General features: G+C 51.3%; 18 protein-coding genes. 7 read left to right on the top strand and 11 right to left on the bottom strand.

Annotated elements, in window-relative coordinates:
- Window position 1: 1 nt before the first annotated feature.
- Entirely contained in the window at window positions 2-703 is a 702-nt protein-coding gene (locus AC6CHM_RS10045; RefSeq protein WP_498173003.1) for a polysaccharide deacetylase family protein, read from the top strand.
- On the opposite strand, the gene AC6CHM_RS10040 is transcribed toward AC6CHM_RS10045, so the two are convergent.
- The 7 genes from AC6CHM_RS10040 to AC6CHM_RS10010 form a co-directional block, all read right to left on the bottom strand.
- On the bottom strand, window positions 700-1,425 hold the full coding sequence (locus AC6CHM_RS10040) for a membrane-anchored protein (protein ID WP_498173001.1): 726 nt from the start codon (window positions 1,423-1,425) through the stop codon (window positions 700-702). The two genes, AC6CHM_RS10045 and AC6CHM_RS10040, sit on opposite strands and share 4 nt — an antisense overlap.
- 130 nt (window positions 1,426-1,555) lie before the next feature.
- The gene (gene arsH / locus AC6CHM_RS10035; protein ID WP_115051280.1) at window positions 1,556-2,284 is read right to left on the bottom strand and encodes an arsenical resistance protein ArsH; all 729 of its coding nucleotides are present in this window, start codon (window positions 2,282-2,284) and stop codon (window positions 1,556-1,558) included.
- Window positions 2,259-2,678 carry an arsenate reductase (glutaredoxin) gene (gene arsC, locus AC6CHM_RS10030; RefSeq protein WP_354342526.1) on the bottom strand — a complete coding sequence of 140 codons (420 nt, stop codon included), beginning with the start codon at window positions 2,676-2,678 and terminating at the stop codon, window positions 2,259-2,261. Before arsC ends, arsH begins: the two co-directional genes overlap by 26 nt.
- Window positions 2,675-3,736 (bottom strand): ACR3 family arsenite efflux transporter, encoded by a 1,062-nt coding sequence (gene arsB, locus AC6CHM_RS10025; RefSeq protein WP_498172998.1) that lies wholly within the window; start codon window positions 3,734-3,736, stop codon window positions 2,675-2,677. Before arsB ends, arsC begins: the two co-directional genes overlap by 4 nt.
- Window positions 3,737-3,747: 11 nt before the next feature.
- Entirely contained in the window at window positions 3,748-4,239 is a 492-nt protein-coding gene (gene arsN2, locus AC6CHM_RS10020; protein WP_307282785.1) for an arsenic resistance N-acetyltransferase ArsN2, read from the bottom strand.
- Window positions 4,232-4,588, bottom strand: a complete 357-nt coding sequence (locus AC6CHM_RS10015) for an ArsR/SmtB family transcription factor (RefSeq protein ID WP_498173300.1) — start codon at window positions 4,586-4,588, stop codon at window positions 4,232-4,234. Before AC6CHM_RS10015 ends, arsN2 begins: the two co-directional genes overlap by 8 nt.
- Before the next feature lie 69 nt (window positions 4,589-4,657).
- Window positions 4,658-5,182 carry a DUF6428 family protein gene (locus AC6CHM_RS10010; RefSeq protein ID WP_498172996.1) on the bottom strand — a complete coding sequence of 175 codons (525 nt, stop codon included), beginning with the start codon at window positions 5,180-5,182 and terminating at the stop codon, window positions 4,658-4,660.
- Between the two features lie 46 nt (window positions 5,183-5,228).
- Between AC6CHM_RS10010 and AC6CHM_RS10005 the strand changes: the two genes are divergently transcribed.
- From AC6CHM_RS10005 to chrA, 4 genes are all read left to right on the top strand, one after another.
- The gene (locus AC6CHM_RS10005; protein ID WP_115051285.1) at window positions 5,229-5,558 is read left to right on the top strand and encodes a metalloregulator ArsR/SmtB family transcription factor; all 330 of its coding nucleotides are present in this window, start codon (window positions 5,229-5,231) and stop codon (window positions 5,556-5,558) included.
- A 32-nt stretch (window positions 5,559-5,590) separates the two neighbouring features.
- Window positions 5,591-6,853: an arsenite efflux MFS transporter ArsK gene (gene arsK, locus AC6CHM_RS10000; RefSeq protein ID WP_498172994.1), complete on the top strand. Its 1,263-nt coding sequence runs from the start codon at window positions 5,591-5,593 to the stop codon at window positions 6,851-6,853.
- Window positions 6,854-6,930: 77 nt separating this feature from the next.
- The gene (locus tag AC6CHM_RS09995; protein WP_307282771.1) at window positions 6,931-7,230 is read left to right on the top strand and encodes a PadR family transcriptional regulator; all 300 of its coding nucleotides are present in this window, start codon (window positions 6,931-6,933) and stop codon (window positions 7,228-7,230) included.
- A 52-nt stretch (window positions 7,231-7,282) separates the two neighbouring features.
- On the top strand, window positions 7,283-8,497 hold the full coding sequence (chrA, locus tag AC6CHM_RS09990) for a chromate efflux transporter (RefSeq protein WP_498173298.1): 1,215 nt from the start codon (window positions 7,283-7,285) through the stop codon (window positions 8,495-8,497).
- A gap of 64 nt (window positions 8,498-8,561) precedes the next feature.
- On the opposite strand, the gene AC6CHM_RS09985 is transcribed toward chrA, so the two are convergent.
- Together AC6CHM_RS09985 and AC6CHM_RS09980 are read right to left on the bottom strand one after the other, a co-directional pair.
- A complete protein-coding gene (locus AC6CHM_RS09985) occupies window positions 8,562-9,311 on the bottom strand; it encodes a hypothetical protein (RefSeq protein ID WP_498172992.1) in 750 nt (249 codons plus the stop codon).
- 622 nt (window positions 9,312-9,933) lie between these two features.
- Window positions 9,934-10,815 carry a trypsin-like peptidase domain-containing protein gene (locus tag AC6CHM_RS09980; protein WP_498172989.1) on the bottom strand — a complete coding sequence of 294 codons (882 nt, stop codon included), beginning with the start codon at window positions 10,813-10,815 and terminating at the stop codon, window positions 9,934-9,936.
- A gap of 171 nt (window positions 10,816-10,986) precedes the next feature.
- Between AC6CHM_RS09980 and AC6CHM_RS09975 the strand changes: the two genes are divergently transcribed.
- Entirely contained in the window at window positions 10,987-11,751 is a 765-nt protein-coding gene (locus tag AC6CHM_RS09975; RefSeq protein ID WP_498172987.1) for a hypothetical protein, read from the top strand.
- Between the two features lie 154 nt (window positions 11,752-11,905).
- Here AC6CHM_RS09975 and AC6CHM_RS09970 read toward each other — a convergent pair whose 3' ends face one another.
- Entirely contained in the window at window positions 11,906-13,078 is a 1,173-nt protein-coding gene (locus AC6CHM_RS09970; RefSeq protein WP_498172985.1) for a PIN-like domain-containing protein, read from the bottom strand.
- A 605-nt stretch (window positions 13,079-13,683) separates the two neighbouring features.
- The gene (locus tag AC6CHM_RS09965; RefSeq protein WP_498172983.1) at window positions 13,684-14,757 is read right to left on the bottom strand and encodes a porin; all 1,074 of its coding nucleotides are present in this window, start codon (window positions 14,755-14,757) and stop codon (window positions 13,684-13,686) included.
- A gap of 197 nt (window positions 14,758-14,954) precedes the next feature.
- Between AC6CHM_RS09965 and AC6CHM_RS09960 the strand changes: the two genes are divergently transcribed.
- Window positions 14,955-15,599, top strand: a complete 645-nt coding sequence (locus AC6CHM_RS09960; RefSeq protein WP_498172981.1) for a hypothetical protein — start codon at window positions 14,955-14,957, stop codon at window positions 15,597-15,599.
- Window positions 15,600-15,641 lie beyond the last annotated feature (42 nt).

Raw genomic sequence — 15,641 nt, 5'->3', positions numbered from 1 at the left:
CGTGCCTGTACCAATTCTCCTATATCATCAGATCGCCACGCCACCGTTTCGCAAGACGCCCTTTAGAAGCATGATTGTAAGCCCGGAATCCTTTCGGCGGCAGATGGGCTGGCTCAAGCGATTGGGTTATCAAGGGCTCTCGCTGCGCGAAAGCTTGCCTTACATTTCCGGTCAGAAAACCGGAAAAGTGGCCGCTATCACCTTCGATGATGGCTTTACCAATGTTTATCAAAATGCCATGCCGATCCTGCAGGAATTCGGTTTCACCGCGACCAATTTTTTCGTCAGCAACCAGATTGGCGGCTCGAATGAATGGGATCGTCCGCTCGGTGTTTTACCAGCAACCTGCATGGATATCAGCCAGATAAAACAATGGCTTTCTTCCGGTCACGAAGTTGGTGCGCATACAATGGATCATGTGCATCTCAGTCAGATTTCCGAGACGCAGGCTTTCGAACAGCTTTCCTTTTGTAGGGAAAAGTTGCAGGAGATCATCGGCGAGAGCGTCGACACTTTTGCCTATCCCTATGGCGACCACAATGACAAGGTGCGCGAGCTCGTAAGGCAGGCAGGCTATATAGTGGCAGCAGGCACAGAACGGCGCCGCTCGACCGGCAATGACGATCTGATGAACCTGCCAAGGCTGACAATCCGCCGCGATGATACCTGGTTACACTTCGTCGCAAAGTGCCTGCTGCGCTAAGAACCCAGAGTCCAGTTATCCGCTTTCCAGAGCGGCAATCCCGTTGATTGCGCAACGTCCGGATCAGCGGTGTAAACAGGATGGCCAGCCCGAAGAAGTGCAACCAGCACATCATGATCAGTCTGGCTATGCTGACGACCCAGATTGAGATTGTTGTAAATGTGCCCTTGGGACGCAGGATTGATGCCGGTGATGATAACGGCGCGAGCCCCACTGGCCAGCGCGTAAAGCACGGCAGTCACACCATTTGAGAATCTTGTTTCAAGATCGTCTTCAGTGTTCAGATAGCCCATAATGCGCTTGAACAATGCCATGCGTTGCAGCCTGTTCACGATATGCAGGTGGCGATAGCTGTAATTGAACGCAGCCAGCCCGTCTTCAAGCTCTTTCCTGCTCTGGGTCCAGCGCATCACATAAAGATGCCCTGTCGACTGGTCTTTCAATGCCTTGCGTACCGCCACGGCATTGTCATTGGTGCCATAGACCTGCCTGTATTGAAGGAAAGTCACATCGGGATCGGCCAGCCCCCAACCGGTCGACACCGATTGCGACCCGTTGATCGTAAGAAGGTGGTAATTGGATTGATGACCATCCGGCAGATTTGAAACAGGCGCAGACCCCACAATCAAAACAGGATTGCGAAAGGGCGAAGGATAGTGAGGCGGGTGCGGGCGAAGCGCATAATAACCGACCCGGCGAATGAGTGATTTATAAGCTTTCAATTTTCAAACCCGATGCAAGAGACCGAATGGTACATAGGCTATTTGCAGGGTTCTGCCCATCCTCAGTCTGCATAAGTTTGAACAGGACGGCCGCTACACGCGCCATCTCATGGAAGCCCCCAAAGTGTTGTTAAACCGCTTCGTTCAGTTTCACACGCTTTTCCAGCATCGCGATGCTCTCCTTTCGCTCGCTATAGCGATCTGTCAAATAACCGGAAACATCGCGAGTCAGCAGTGTGAATTTGACCAGCTCCTCCATCACATCCACCACCCGATCATAGTAGGCGGAGGGTTTCATGCGACCGTTTTCATCAAACTCCTGATAGGCCTTCGCCACAGAGGACTGATTGGGGATAGTGATCATTCGCATCCAGCGTCCAAGCACCCGCATCTGATTGACCGCGTTGAAAGACTGGGAGCCGCCCGAGACCTGCATGAGGGCAAGCGTGCGGCCCTGCGTCGGACGGATTGCTCCCATTGCGAGCGGTATCCAATCAATCTGCGATTTCATGACGCCTGTCATTGCGCCGTGGCGTTCTGGACTGGTCCAGACCTGGCCTTCGGACCAGAGTGATAATTCCCGCAATTCCTGAACTTTTGGATGATCGACCGGTGCGTCGTCCGGCAGTGGCAGACCGGAAGGATCATAGATCCGCGTTTCGGCACCAAAATGCTCAAGCAACCGGGCTGCTTCCTGCGTCAGGAGACGACTATAGGCGACTTTGCGCAATGAGCCATACAGCAGAAGAATGCGTGGACGATGCGTCGACATCGGAGCACTGAGCTTTGCGGACTCTGGCAGACGCAGAGCCTCCGGATTTGTGTTCGGCAGATCAGACAAGGCGATTTCCTTCCGCATCTATAACGACTTCACCGTCTTCCTTGGTGAAGGGGCCTTGTTGCGCAGGTAAAATATCCAGCACCCGTTCAGATGGCCGCGCCAAACGCACGCCGAGATCCGTTACAACGAAAGGGCGGTTGATCAGGATCGGATGTGCTTCCATTGCATCTAATAATTGCTCATCCGTCAGGGATGGATCGTCAAGACCAAGCTCGGCGTAAGGCGTTCCCTTCTCGCGAATAGCCTCACGCACCGTCAAACCGGCTCGCTTGATCATGTCTTTGAGTTCTTTGCGGCTCGGCGCTGTCTTCAAATATTCAATCACGACAGGTTCAATGCCCGCATTGCGAATGAGTGCCAGCGTATTGCGCGACGTGCCGCAGGATGGATTGTGGTAGATGGTGACGGTCATCCGACTGTCCTTTCAATTTTCTTGAGATTTTGAACGGCGGCACCGCTTTCGTACCAGCCCTTGCTGCGATTTACGATCCACACGACAGACAGCATGACGGGCACTTCGATCAACACGCCCACAACTGTGGCAAGGGCCGCACCGGAATTAAAGCCAAACAAACTAATGGCGGCTGCAACGGCGAGTTCGAAGAAATTGCTGGCGCCGATCAGCGCGGATGGCCCTGCCACGCAATGCTGTTCCCCGCTTATGCGATTGAGCAGATAGGCAAGTCCCGAATTGAAATAGACCTGAATGAGGATGGGCACTGCCAGCAAGGCAATAATCAGCGGCTGGGCTATGATCTGCTCACCTTGAAAACCGAAGAGCATGATGAGGGTTGCTAAAAGCGAGACCAGCGAAATTGGTTGCAAGATACCAAGAACGCGTTCGAACGCAGCATTGCCGTGTCCCAGCAACTGGCGGCGGGCAAACTGCGCAATAATCACCGGAATAACAATATAAAGCACCACTGACAGGACAAGCGTATCCCAAGGCACGGTAATTGCCGAAAGGCCGAGCAGGAGGCCGACAATGGGAGCAAAAGCCACGATCATGATCGCGTCGTTCAAGGCAACCTGCGACAGGGTGAAATGCGGCTCGCCTTTTGTAAGGTTAGACCAGACGAATACCATTGCTGTGCATGGAGCCGCTGCCAGAATGATCAGACCGGCAATATACGAGTCGATCTGCATTTCAGGCAAATATGGCCGAAACAGCCAGCCGATGAATAGCCAACCGAGCAATGCCATGGAAAACGGCTTGACCGCCCAGTTGATAAATAGCGTGACGCCGATACCACGCCAGAACTGTCCTACATGGCCAAGCGAAGCAAAATCAATGCGCAGCAGCATGGGGATGATCATCAACCAGATCAGTACTGCCATCGGAATATTGACCTTGGCATATTCCGCCGAACCTATGGCCTGGAAAACGACTGGAATGAAATGACCAAGCGCAATGCCGACGACAATGCACAGGGCAACCCACACGGTGAGGTAGCGCTCGAAGATAGACATTCTGCTTTTCCTTAAAGAGAGACCGAGCGCACCATCAAGGTAGCGATTGAAGGGCAAAGACCAGAGGCTTGCGGCGTCGCCAGAATCTCGGGGGGCGCTTCGCTTCTGGTGATGGTCTTGAAACCGAGCTTGTTGAAAAATGGCGCGGCTCCCATTGTCAGCAAATATCCAGATTCTGCACCCGCCATCTCGGCGTAGCGCAACAGCGAGCGAGTAATGGCAGTGCCGCAACCCGACTTCTGCATGCCTTGCGGGACTACGATCGAACGCAGCAGAGCATTCTTGCCATGCAATTCGATCCCACCAAATCCGGCAGGCTCACCCTTATCATCCGTGAAGCGAAAGAATGCGCCTCCGGACTGCAACAGATCGTCAATCGGCAGCGAGGCTTCCTGCAGCGCTTTTGCCAATTCCTCATCGGACGACAGAATCGATTCGGCAATGACGAAGCGGGCGGAGTTTCCGCTGCACTGGATCGAGACATTGGAGATACGGTCAGCCATTGAAGGTCTCCTTGGGCGGGCAACAGGGAACGATATCCGCAAGCAGTGGCGCACAAATGTTCGGATGTCCGGCACAGCAATCTTTCAGAAGATAATTGATCGCTCCGCGCAGGCTTTCGAAGTCCGCACGATAGATGATGGATCGACTTTGCCGTTCGGAGGAAATCAAGCCGGCCCGGGAAAGAATGCCAAGATGGGTGGACATGGTGTTTTGCGGTACATTGAGTATCCGTGAAATTTCACCCGCAGGAATGCCGTCAGGCTCATGCATAACGATAAGCTTGAACGCATCCATCCGCGTGGTCTGGGCCAAGGCGGCGAAGGCATCGATTGTGCTTTCTTTTTCCATATATCGAGATATACGGATATAATTGCTTGCAGTCAATTTGTTTTGCTGATCAACGAGAGCAAACTTGCTCTAGTTGCAGCATGTGGACGATGCACTGCTCGAGCCACAACAGCTGGTGGCAGCGGCTTGCGCCGCACGATGTCTCGGCTTGCAGATCGTTGGACGAGCAACCAGGTTCAACACAAGCCGTTCAGCCTCAAGGATCAACGTGCTCGCGTCGAATATTTGCATGGGCATATCTGGCAGCCCTACTTCGAACGTCAGGCGAGCATCGGCACGAAGCTCAACCTTCTTTCCCACCAGGCTGAGGATGCTGCTGAATTTTTCCACAGTCATAAAGTCTCTACCCTGTCCCGACGGCAAGTCTTCTACCTGCAGGACCGATTCATGCCAGCTATCGGGATTGCCACCGCAGTCCAGCGTTACAAACGAACCTGCCTTCACCTCTGTAACATGATATCCGGGCTGGATGGTCCTCCCTGCATATTCAATAACAAGAGGGCGTTCGTGATAGGGTTCGAGCGCTGACAACAATGCATGAAGTGAAGCATCGCCATGAAAATCTATGAGTATAGGGCTGGTAACGGAGTTCATGATCATATAACCTCATTTCAACATCTTTTGAGATATTGAGGTAATTATGAATGAATTGCAAGCCCTTGACGCTTTTGCGTCGCTCTCACAAGAAACCCGGTTGAGGATTGTGCGCCTGCTGGTCAAGGCTGGCCCGGAGGGAATGCCTGCCGGAGGGGTAGGCGACGCTATGGGAGCATCATCGTCCAAGATCTCGTTTCACTTGAGCCATCTGGAGCGCTCTGGCCTGATCCAGTCACGGCGCGAGGCGCGTTCCATCATTTACAGCGCCGTCTATCCCGCGCTCTCCGGGTTAATTGAATTCCTGATGAAAGATTGCTGTCAAGGACGGTGCGACCCAGTCGAGAAAAATTGCGCTGATACCTGCACCGACTGAGCCGCGTACCCGTTTGATCCAAGAGGTCCAGAATGTCCGCTTCCTCCCATCGGGACTACCTCGTCGTTGCCGTTCTCGGCCTAACGCAAATTATCGGCTATGGCACGCTGTATTATAGTTTCAGTGTACTTGCCCAAGCTATGGCGGAAGATTTTGGCTGGCCACCGGAATGGGTTTTTGGCGTTTTCTCAATTTCGCTTCTTGCAGGTGGATTGGCCGCTCCAGTGGCGGGCGGCTGGATAGATCGCCACGGAGCAGGCAAAGTCATGAGCTGGGGCACCATTGGCGCGGTGACGGCATTGATCGCCTGCGCGATTGCCCCAAGCCCCATGACCTTTACTGCTGGATTGATAACGATAGAGCTTGCCTCCACCTTCGTTCTCTACAATGCCGCCTTTGCTGTATTGGTACAGATCAACCCTGTCACCGCACCACGGGCGATCACTTATCTCACGCTTATCGCAGGCTTCGCTTCGACAATATTCTGGCCCTTGACCTCAGCACTCCACGCGTCTTTGTCGTGGCGAGAGGTCTATATCGTCTTTGCCGCGCTCCATATAACTCTCTGCCTTCCAATACATGTCTGGCTGTCCTGCCTACCCGCCAGATCGAGGGCAGATATGTCTGGTGAGGCACCGGCAACGCCCTCCGTCGAGGGCAGCCTTGCTCAAGACCGGAGACGATCAGGCTTTATCCTGATGTCCATGGGACTCGCCCTTGTAAGCTTCGTTGACGCAGCAATTCTTATCCACATGTTGCCGATGTTGACCTCATTGGGAATTGGAAGCACAAGCGTCCTGATCGGAACATTGTTTGGCCCCGCTCAAGTTGCCGGTCGACTATTCAGCATGTTCAGCGGCAATCATATCCCACCATTGGGTCTGGCGCTGATCTCAGCACTGCTCGTGCCTGTGTCCGTTTTCATCCTGCTGTTGAGCGGCTCATGGGTTCCCGGGTCCCTTGCATTTGCTATCATTTTTGGTTTGGGAGCTGGGCTTGCCAGCATCGTACAGGGAACGCTGCCACTCGCTCTCTTCGGCAGCCACGGTTACGGACAACGCGTCGGAAAGGCCACCGCAATTCGCTTGGTTGCGACTGCCGCGGCGCCTTTCGCATTCGCATTTACCATGCAACATTTTGGTGTTCGAGCCGGCTTGATAGCCTTTGCGGTACTTGGATTAACGGCCGTCATCTCGTTCGCCGCTCTCGGCAGGCAGGGCCATGGCGTTTTTGCCAAGAAATCAGCCCGCAGACCTCTGTCTAATTTGGCTGAGTTAACCAGTATTCCCGATTGACGACCGGCTTCTTCTCCCTATAGATTGACGATATCGAAAATCGCTATTGTGAGCCGAATAACTATAGCCGGGCAAACATGGAACATCAGGATTTACTCAGCGGCCTCATCCGGCTGCACGTCTTGCATCACGCAGTCGAAGGGGAACTTTACGGCCAATGGATGATCGATGAGCTTGCCCATCATGGGTATAGGCTGAGTGCGGGCACGCTTTATCCAATGCTCAAGGCCATGGAAAAGAAGGGCTATCTTGTTTCAGAAAATCGGCGCGACGGACGTACGGCCCGCAAATTTTACCGTGCCACCCCTTTGGGACGCGAGGCATTGGAAATCGCCCGTCTCAAAGTAAAGGAACTCTTTGGAGAAATGATTTCTTAGAGCTCTGGAAAAGAGCGCCCGTCCATCCGCAATAAGGAACTGCTGAGTGACCATGGTCGAACCCACCCCCATCGCTTCCGCCATGAACCGGATTGTCGAAGTATTCATTGTGTTCCTGAAACTCGGCCTTACCTCCTTTGGCGGGCCCATTGCCCATCTTGGCTATTTTCGAGAGGAATTTGTAAATCGCCGCAAATGGTTGACCGATGGAGCCTTTGCCGACGTGGTGGCCCTATGTCAGTTTCTGCCCGGCCCTGCTTCCAGCCAGGTTGGCTTCGCTATCGGAATATTCCGGGGTGGCGGGGTATTGGGAGGAATCGCAGCCTGGACGGCTTTTACGCTCCCTTCCGCGATTTTGTTGATCGCATTTGCTTATGGAGCAGCAAATTTTGCGGGGCCAATCGGTCAGGGCATTATCCATGGATTGAAACTTGTCGCCGTCGCCGTTGTAGCACAGGCAATCTGGGGCATGGCTCGTACGCTGACACCTGATAAAACCAGAATTGCCATTGCGCTGGCCGCAATAGCTGCCGCAGTTTTCCTTAGTAGCACACTCGGACAGATAGGCGCGATTGCAGGTGGCGCATTGGCCGGTCTGTTCTTTTGCCGCAATACCGATACTCAAGACACACATCGTCTCGGCTTTTCCGTTACCAGGCGCAGCGCCATCCTGGCCCTCATTCTGTTTGCGGCTTTGTTTGCTCTTCCTGTGATATTGCCAGATAGCTTGCACAGCCAAGCGATCTCGCTGTTTGACGCGTTCTACCGTTCTGGCGCGCTCGTCTTTGGTGGCGGCCATGTGGTTTTGCCACTGCTCGAAACAGCGGTCGTGGCTCCCGGCTGGGTGAGCCACGAGGCGTTCCTTGCAGGTTATGGGGCAGCACAGGCGGTTCCCGGGCCGCTTTTTACGTTTGGTGCCTATCTTGGCGCAATTGTGAGTTCACCGCCCAACGGGCTGCTCGGCGCGCTTATTGCAGTGATTGCATTGTCTCTGCCGGGATTGCTTCTTGCCTATGGAACCTTGCCGTTCTGGGACGACCTCAGACGCCTCCCCTTAGCGCAAGCAGCCATGAGAGGCGCCAATGCCGCTGTGGTGGGGATTCTTGCAGCTGCATTCTATAATCCTGTTTGGACGAGCGCAGTTTTCAAGCCATCGGACTTCCTGCTGGTGACAGCCGGATTCCTGTTTCTGACAATATGGAAGATGCCGCCTTGGATTGTCGTAGCCGCTCTTGCCATTGCTGGCGCGATCATGGGCGCTGCGTAGACTTCAGATCGTTACAAGAAAAGTGGCCCCCATTTGGGGCCACCTAACATTAATTTGACGTGGATCAGATACCGCGCAGCATCTTGCAAAGAGCGACAAGCCCGCCGTCATAGTTCATTGCATTAGCGGAAATATCGCGGCAACGCACCTTCAACTTCGTGCGCTCGGTTGCACTCAAGCTGGCGAACCGGGCGGATACCACACGGGCATTCAGGTGCGTACCGGGACTGACAGAAGTTCCCCTGGGAGTCACTCCAGCAGTCGTCCTGGTGCCGGGACTTATGCCACTGCCAGGATTAGTGATGGTGTTACCAATGCCGACGCCAACGCCAGCATTTATGCCACCTGCCCCACCAACGCTTAAGCCCGCCCCTGCACGGACCCCGCCAGTGACACTAGCGCCCACTCCGGCCGTAACACCACTGGTGCCGCCAACATTCGCTCCCGCGCCGACCGCCGTTCCTCCGGATCCGCCGATCGAAGCACCCGCGCCCGCATTTACGCCGCTTGCCCCGCCAACGTTTAAGCCTGCACCTGCATTGACCCCGTTATTGACAGAAGCTCCCACTCCGGTCGAAATACCGCTCGTGCCGCCGACATTTGCTCCAGCGCCGACCGTCGTTCCTCTGGATCCGCCAATTGAAGCGTCCACTCCAGCCTTGATGCCGCCGAGATCTGCACCAACGCTCGCACCGAGGCCGCCATTGCGCGAGCCACCGACGGAGATACCGCCTGCAAATGCTGGAACAGTAAGTGCTGTTATGATGACAGAATATGAGAGTAACTTGGTAACATTGGTTATAATTCTAGTCATTATGTCCTCCCTTATCCCAATTTTCAAACCAATGTGAAATACAATGGCAGCTTGGGTTGGAGAATAGTATTCATTATTTATTTCAAAATTACAAGTAAATCTAATACTAAGCTAATTACTATTCATAATACTATTAAAAATTCAAACAAATCTCTAACTCATCCAACGGGATGCGAAAACAAACAACACACTACTCAAGCATTAGTTACAATTTTATCAAAGTTGAAATGGCCCTCCATTCTTTTATACCCATTCTATACTATTTTTTAACTTGCGCTTAAAAATATTTGCAATCATCTGTCCACGAGAGCTTCACCACAATTCGCACGCCATTGGTTCGATTGTGGGTCACTGGAGTCGCAATGATCTGACGGACTTTGAGTGGCACGTGATCGAGCCGCCGCAAACGCACTAAAAAAGGAAAAAAGTGTTTAGCTTTTCCGGTTGGCATGCGTTTTAAGGCCACTTGGGCGAGAATAATCATCAACAACAATGGGTAAAATGAGAAGTGGTGCCCAGACGCGGGGTGTCTATATTAAGTTATATCAATCGCTTACATGCTTTCTGGACACTTTTTCTTTCCATGTTTTTGCAGAGCATTTTGAAGCGGGGTCCAGCCCGATTAGTCCGATAACCTCCCCATCTCTGAGAGCTTTCGCCCACGAACGCCATGAGTTAAAATGCGCATCAAAGCTTCTGGCTTCCAAACGATACCAATGTCGGATATTTCGTTATCTTTCTGTGACAGGGGTTTGTCATCTTTCTGCGCAAGCAAGCGGCCCGAGTAGACACCCGCTAAGTTCTCCACCGAACCGAACACGGTGTCATCCGTCAGTTCTCCAGTTGGCGACCAGATGCCGCCCGCACTGGAACAGATGACCGGGGAACCCGACATTCCCGATGATGTTCTGGAGTCTATCAAGTACCTCGGTAAACCTCCATGATTCGCACCAGGATCGGATGCAACGCTTCCTCGCTTGTATAAAGGCAATGCGGGGCTTGCACCGGAAAGGCCCCATGGATAGCCCACAATGAATGCGTCATCCATTACTGATGGGGAAAACCGAGGCTCAAGTTTGTCGTACTCATTCAGATAATTGCATCGTATCTTCTGTTGCCAGTCTTTACTGTTGGGGAATTTGATAACAACGACATCAACCTTTTCGCGAAAGTCCGGATGCTCTAACCATTCCGGTGCTTCTCCCAAGTCGTCGTTGATCTTTATTGAAAGCTGTCTCATATCAGACAGTTTAATACCGCCAGAGTCATGCTTGTTGTGGAACTTAATTTGCAATTCAGTTGGCACAGCTCCCGTAACACTGTGGCTTGGCGTCAGGGGGGATCGATCCGTGACCACGTGCCAATTAGTTACCAGATATATCCAGAGAGAATCGCGCTTGAAAAGAAAACAGGTTGCTTTGGAAATGACCTTTCCATTTGAAGTCAATACATCGACAGGTGCGGTAACAAGTGAGAAGAAATGGACGGGTTGCAAAGTAGTCACCTCATAATGCCTTCAACAAACCCATTCCAGAGATTTTGCGATCCGTAAACAAAACAAACGCAATTTTTCCTTGCAATCTGTGTACAAATGGGTCGCTTCAAATCGTGCGGTTGAGTAAAAACAGTAACAGTTAAAACTGATGTGGGAGCTCCTTTTCTTCCATGAAGTGGCGTGAAGCATGGCACCGAGGGGGATATTTTGATCGCGCTTTATCTGACATTGAAAGAACTCATTGGCGACCTCGGCATACTAGCCGGCGGCCTCGGTGGTATAGCGTTGTTCGTCTGGATCATATTCAAAAAACTCGGCGCGAAGTGGCTTGACGAGAAATTTGAACAGCGCCTTGAGGCATACAAACATGCACAACAAAGAGAGCTAGAGGATCTGCGCTTTCAAATCAGCACACAGTTGGATCGACTCACCAAGCTCCATCAACGAGAATTTGAAACCTTACCAGAAGCATGGAAGCTTTTTACTAAAGCCTACTACGCCACGATGTCTCTCGTTAGCCCGTTCCAATCGTTTCCTAATGTTGACCGTATGAATGAAGTACAACTGGAGGAGTTCTTGGAAACCTCGCCTCTCACGAACTGGCAAAAAGATGAACTCCGTTTAGCCCGTGACAAGGTCACGTACTACAACAAAGCGATCTTATGGTTCAGGATGCAAAATTGCCGCGATCTCTATTTCGCTTCGCGAGAATTTCTACTCGAAAGCGGGATCTTTATTCCGAAGGAAATTGCCACCAAGTTCGCGGAAGTACACGATATCGTTTGGGGTGCACTCACTGAGCACGAGATGTGGGAAGGTGCTTATGGAAGGGATAAGCGTGAGGCTAGGGACAAAATTACTAATCCTGGCAAGGAACTGATCAAGGAGCTGGAAACAATTGTTCGCAATGATCTCTGGAGTATTGCTCGCGACGAGAAAGCCTGATGGGGCTACCAGTGATGGTGCTGATAGAGTGCACCGCGAATGACGCGGAGCACAGCGATATCCGATTGCACGATTGGATTTACCAATGTCGGCATTGGCCGAATTGCTGAATAATGTTAAACGTCGCAAAAAAGTAGTTCTCAGCCGGTTAGGGTCAATCGAACGCCGTTCCAGGAATGGTCCCAAAATTGACTATACCTGATCGCATCTCAAGCGCCTTATCAGTTATAACGCTTGCCCGTTCAAGATTTCTATTTATCTCATCAAGCATTCGACGTTTATTTGCGACGTGGGCAGACAGTAACTCGGCTTGTTGTTTAGAAGGCAACGTATCGAACCAGGCATCGGTTATGGCAATCTCCTCTTTCAATGCCTCAACCTGTTCTTTGATGGGATCAATGTCCCCCAGCAAGGAATTTATCAATTTTGCTCGTTCAATATTGTTTGTCGGCTGTCGCACGACGGGCTCCAAGTTTTGTACCTCTTCCAACGATTTCTCTGAAACGTTGATACCGCTAGTCTTTTTCGCAATGACCAAAAAAGGTGCTGGTTGATACAAATAAAATCGTTGACCCGTGTTTTTCCAAAATTCTTGTAGCAGTTCAGGTCGGGGGCAAATTAGGCGACCGTCCTGCTTTAACACCCAATCCTCTTTCCGGTCGTCTGTTATAAAAATGACGTCCCGTTCACTCAACGCGGCATGCCCGTTAATTTGTTTCCATAGAACGAGATCGCCAAATATCTCATTACCCTCTTTCTCTTTCGCATCTTCGTAGCCGGGTGGAATTTTCAGCTCATATCGCTTTTTGCCTTCAGTAAACCACTGTGCGAGCGTTTCGTGATCTGTCTCCGGCCCGACTTTACCTGCAAACAACGCAGCAATCTCCGCGACGATCTGTTCGGCAGTATCGGAACGAGGGAGTCTTTCTGCAGCCTGCTCAAGTTCCCTTAACAAGGAACTTACCATTTCTTCGACTTTCCCCTTATGAAGAGGTACGTCAACCACAGAGAACCGCGTGACTTTCCCCAATGCTTCGATGATTTGATTCTTCGCTTTGGAAATCGAGTCTTTTTCTTTCTGGAAATGTACTACATTCAACTTTTCGATATTTCGCCAATTTCTTGCGAACTCGAGTGCAATCTGGTGTGGAATCCAGAGCCGTGCATCGAAGGACTTTAGCGTGGCTAGCACCTCTTCCCGTGCTTCTTTTCCAAGCCGAAGTAGTGATAAAAGTACATTCGCATCGGGTACGATTATTGCATCGGCCCACAATGAGCCGAATTCTGCTTCAGTTGGAGTAAAGTAGCCAGGCAGAATGTCTTTCATGTGAGAACCTTGCCGATGAATTTGAAATCTGCCAAAGGGAAATTACGTATTAGGATACATTCTGAGGGCAGTCCCCGTGTAGTGCAACTGTTTCGACGGCGTGAATGGGTTATGTGGCGTAACGATGGTACCGACGGGTCGCTTCACCAAGAAAAAATAGTGCCAACGATTGCTGGATTTTTTTCAGCATGAAGCAAGAATGTGGCCCAGTAAGTGGCCCGCAATGTGGCCCAACATGCCATTCTAATTCACACCCCACTGCGCTTGTGATAGTTGCGTGCTGCAAGTCGCATGTCCTCGAGATAGGACGAAGTGGCGCGCTCAAAGCGCCAGCCAATTACCTTTTATGAAATGTAGCACTTGCTGAGTTTAGACGCGCTGGGAGCGTTCTCTTCCGAACTGTGGCAACCTACAATAAAAAACGGTGAGCCGTTAAGCCCACCGTTTTTGTCAAAGTGATGTGACTGGAGATCTCATCACGACCAGTAGCGCAGTCCTTCTACGCCGCTGAAGACACAATCAAGCATTACGCGAAATTGAAAGAAAGTCAAAAAAAATCAGAGGACCGAAGCCCTCTGATCATTCAACCTAAATCCAGTGAAGGATTAGAAGTTACGCTGGAAACGTACGATACCTGTGAAAGCGTCGTCGCCTGAACCACGGCTTTCGTCAAACGAAGCGTAGTTTACTTCTGGAGTGATTACGAAGCCTGGTACGATTTCGTAGTTCACGTTCAAAGCAGCAGCGAATGTGCCAGCTTCTTCGTAAGCAACCTGCGCATTGACAGTTGCCTTCTCGGAAACCTTAGCAGACAGACCGCCCCAGATTGCGTAGTCGCCGTTCCACGAACCGTAGTAGTTGCCGCCTTCAGCAATTACATCCAGATCGTCTTCGTTAGACTGGTAACCACCCATTACGAAAGCGGATACTGTGTCTGTGAAGTTAACGTCCAAACGAACCTTACCAGCGAATTCTTCAACAACTGAGTCGTAAGCTGCAACAGCGGAGATTGCGCCCCAAGCCTGCTCAAACTTCGCACCAGCAACAACGTGTGGCATGTAGTCTTCGATCAGGTGATCAGAGTCGCCCTGTTCCAAACCGATCATTGCAGAGAAGCCATTGCCACCAGCAAAGGTGTAGCTCATCTGGTTTGTACGGCCGTTTGCATAAGCAATAACGTCATCGGAGATTACGTTACCAGCTGAACCGGTCCATGTATCATACAGCGAGTCGGAAACACCAACGCGGAAACCACCGAGTTCGATGTAAGCGTGTGAAACGTAACCACCGTTGCTGTAATAAGCATCGATGTCTGCATTGTCACGGCCGCCGTATGCCTTGTGATCGAAACGTGTTTCGATGAACGAACGCAATGTGCCAAGTTCTGTTTCGCTACGAGCGTCGAAACGGAGAACAGCACGTGCCTGCTTTGCCCATGTGTCAAGCTCAACGCCGCTGTATGGATCGTCGCCAGCAACTGCGTCGTAACGAACGTAACCGCTGATCTTCAAGCAGGTTTCGGTGCCTGGGATGTAGAAGAAGCCAGCGCCGTATGTGTCGCAAACGCGAACGTACTCGACTGGTTCTGGTTCTGCAACAACAACTGCGTCTGCAGCGCGTGCGCCGGATACTGCAACGAGGGCTGCAGCGGAGCCGAGAAGTAGGCTCTTAATGTTCATTTTGACCTCCAGTCAAAGTTTCAACGTAATGTCTTGTGGACCAACACTGTTTAATCCAATTTTATCGGATACAGCAATCGCCAAGTCATGTTTGAGTATCGCTTGGTGCCTTGGTGTTGCCATTTTATCACGAAAATGGCCACATTTAACCACTTGTTAACGTCAAGCCCTTGTAATCATTAAGAAATGGTAAATAAATGACGCAGTTTGACGCTGTTAACAACGGGCTTGAGCCAGTAAAGTTCGTGTCAAAAGTTATTGTCAGTGAGATAGATATCCTTTCCACGAGGAAATTTGTTCAATCGACTGCCAAAGCAACGCGGTGGAAAGGCCCTGTTCCGGACCCAGCGGAGAATCAGTGTTGTGCGATTGTGAGAATCGACACGGCCTTTCATGTCTTTATACAGTTCGATGGATTGGTTCAGTTTCCAATCGCGGTGGCAATGGGTGCTTTGACGGTAAATGGCGCGCACATACCTCAATCCACACACAGATATGCGGAGATAATGACAGAGGCGGAACAATTCGCTCTGGCGATTGCGCCTTCAAAGGTCACGACAAAGCCAGATTCCAGTCTGGCACTCATCAACAAGTTCATCACGATGTGGCGTTCTCTGGACGATACCCGTGAGCCGAAGTCATCGTTTGAGCTATACAGAATGTTCGCGGCCTCTCCTGAAGCGAATGAATTGTTGAAACAGGTCCGCCTTCAGTTCTCTCCTTATATACATGGAGAATTTAATCGCTTTCAGCAGATGGACGATTATCTTTCATCCAGACCCGATCGGTTCATTAATGAAATGTCGCAGATTGCGGGCAACAAGCTCTGGGCTTGGAAGTAAGGCCCTTCATTTACGGTGGCTGAAGATCAAGTGCATACAGAG

Source organism: Phyllobacterium sp. GQ127, assembly GCF_059758635.1.
Note: the sequence above shows the minus strand (reverse complement) of the source record. Positions and strands in the feature narration are given on the sequence as shown.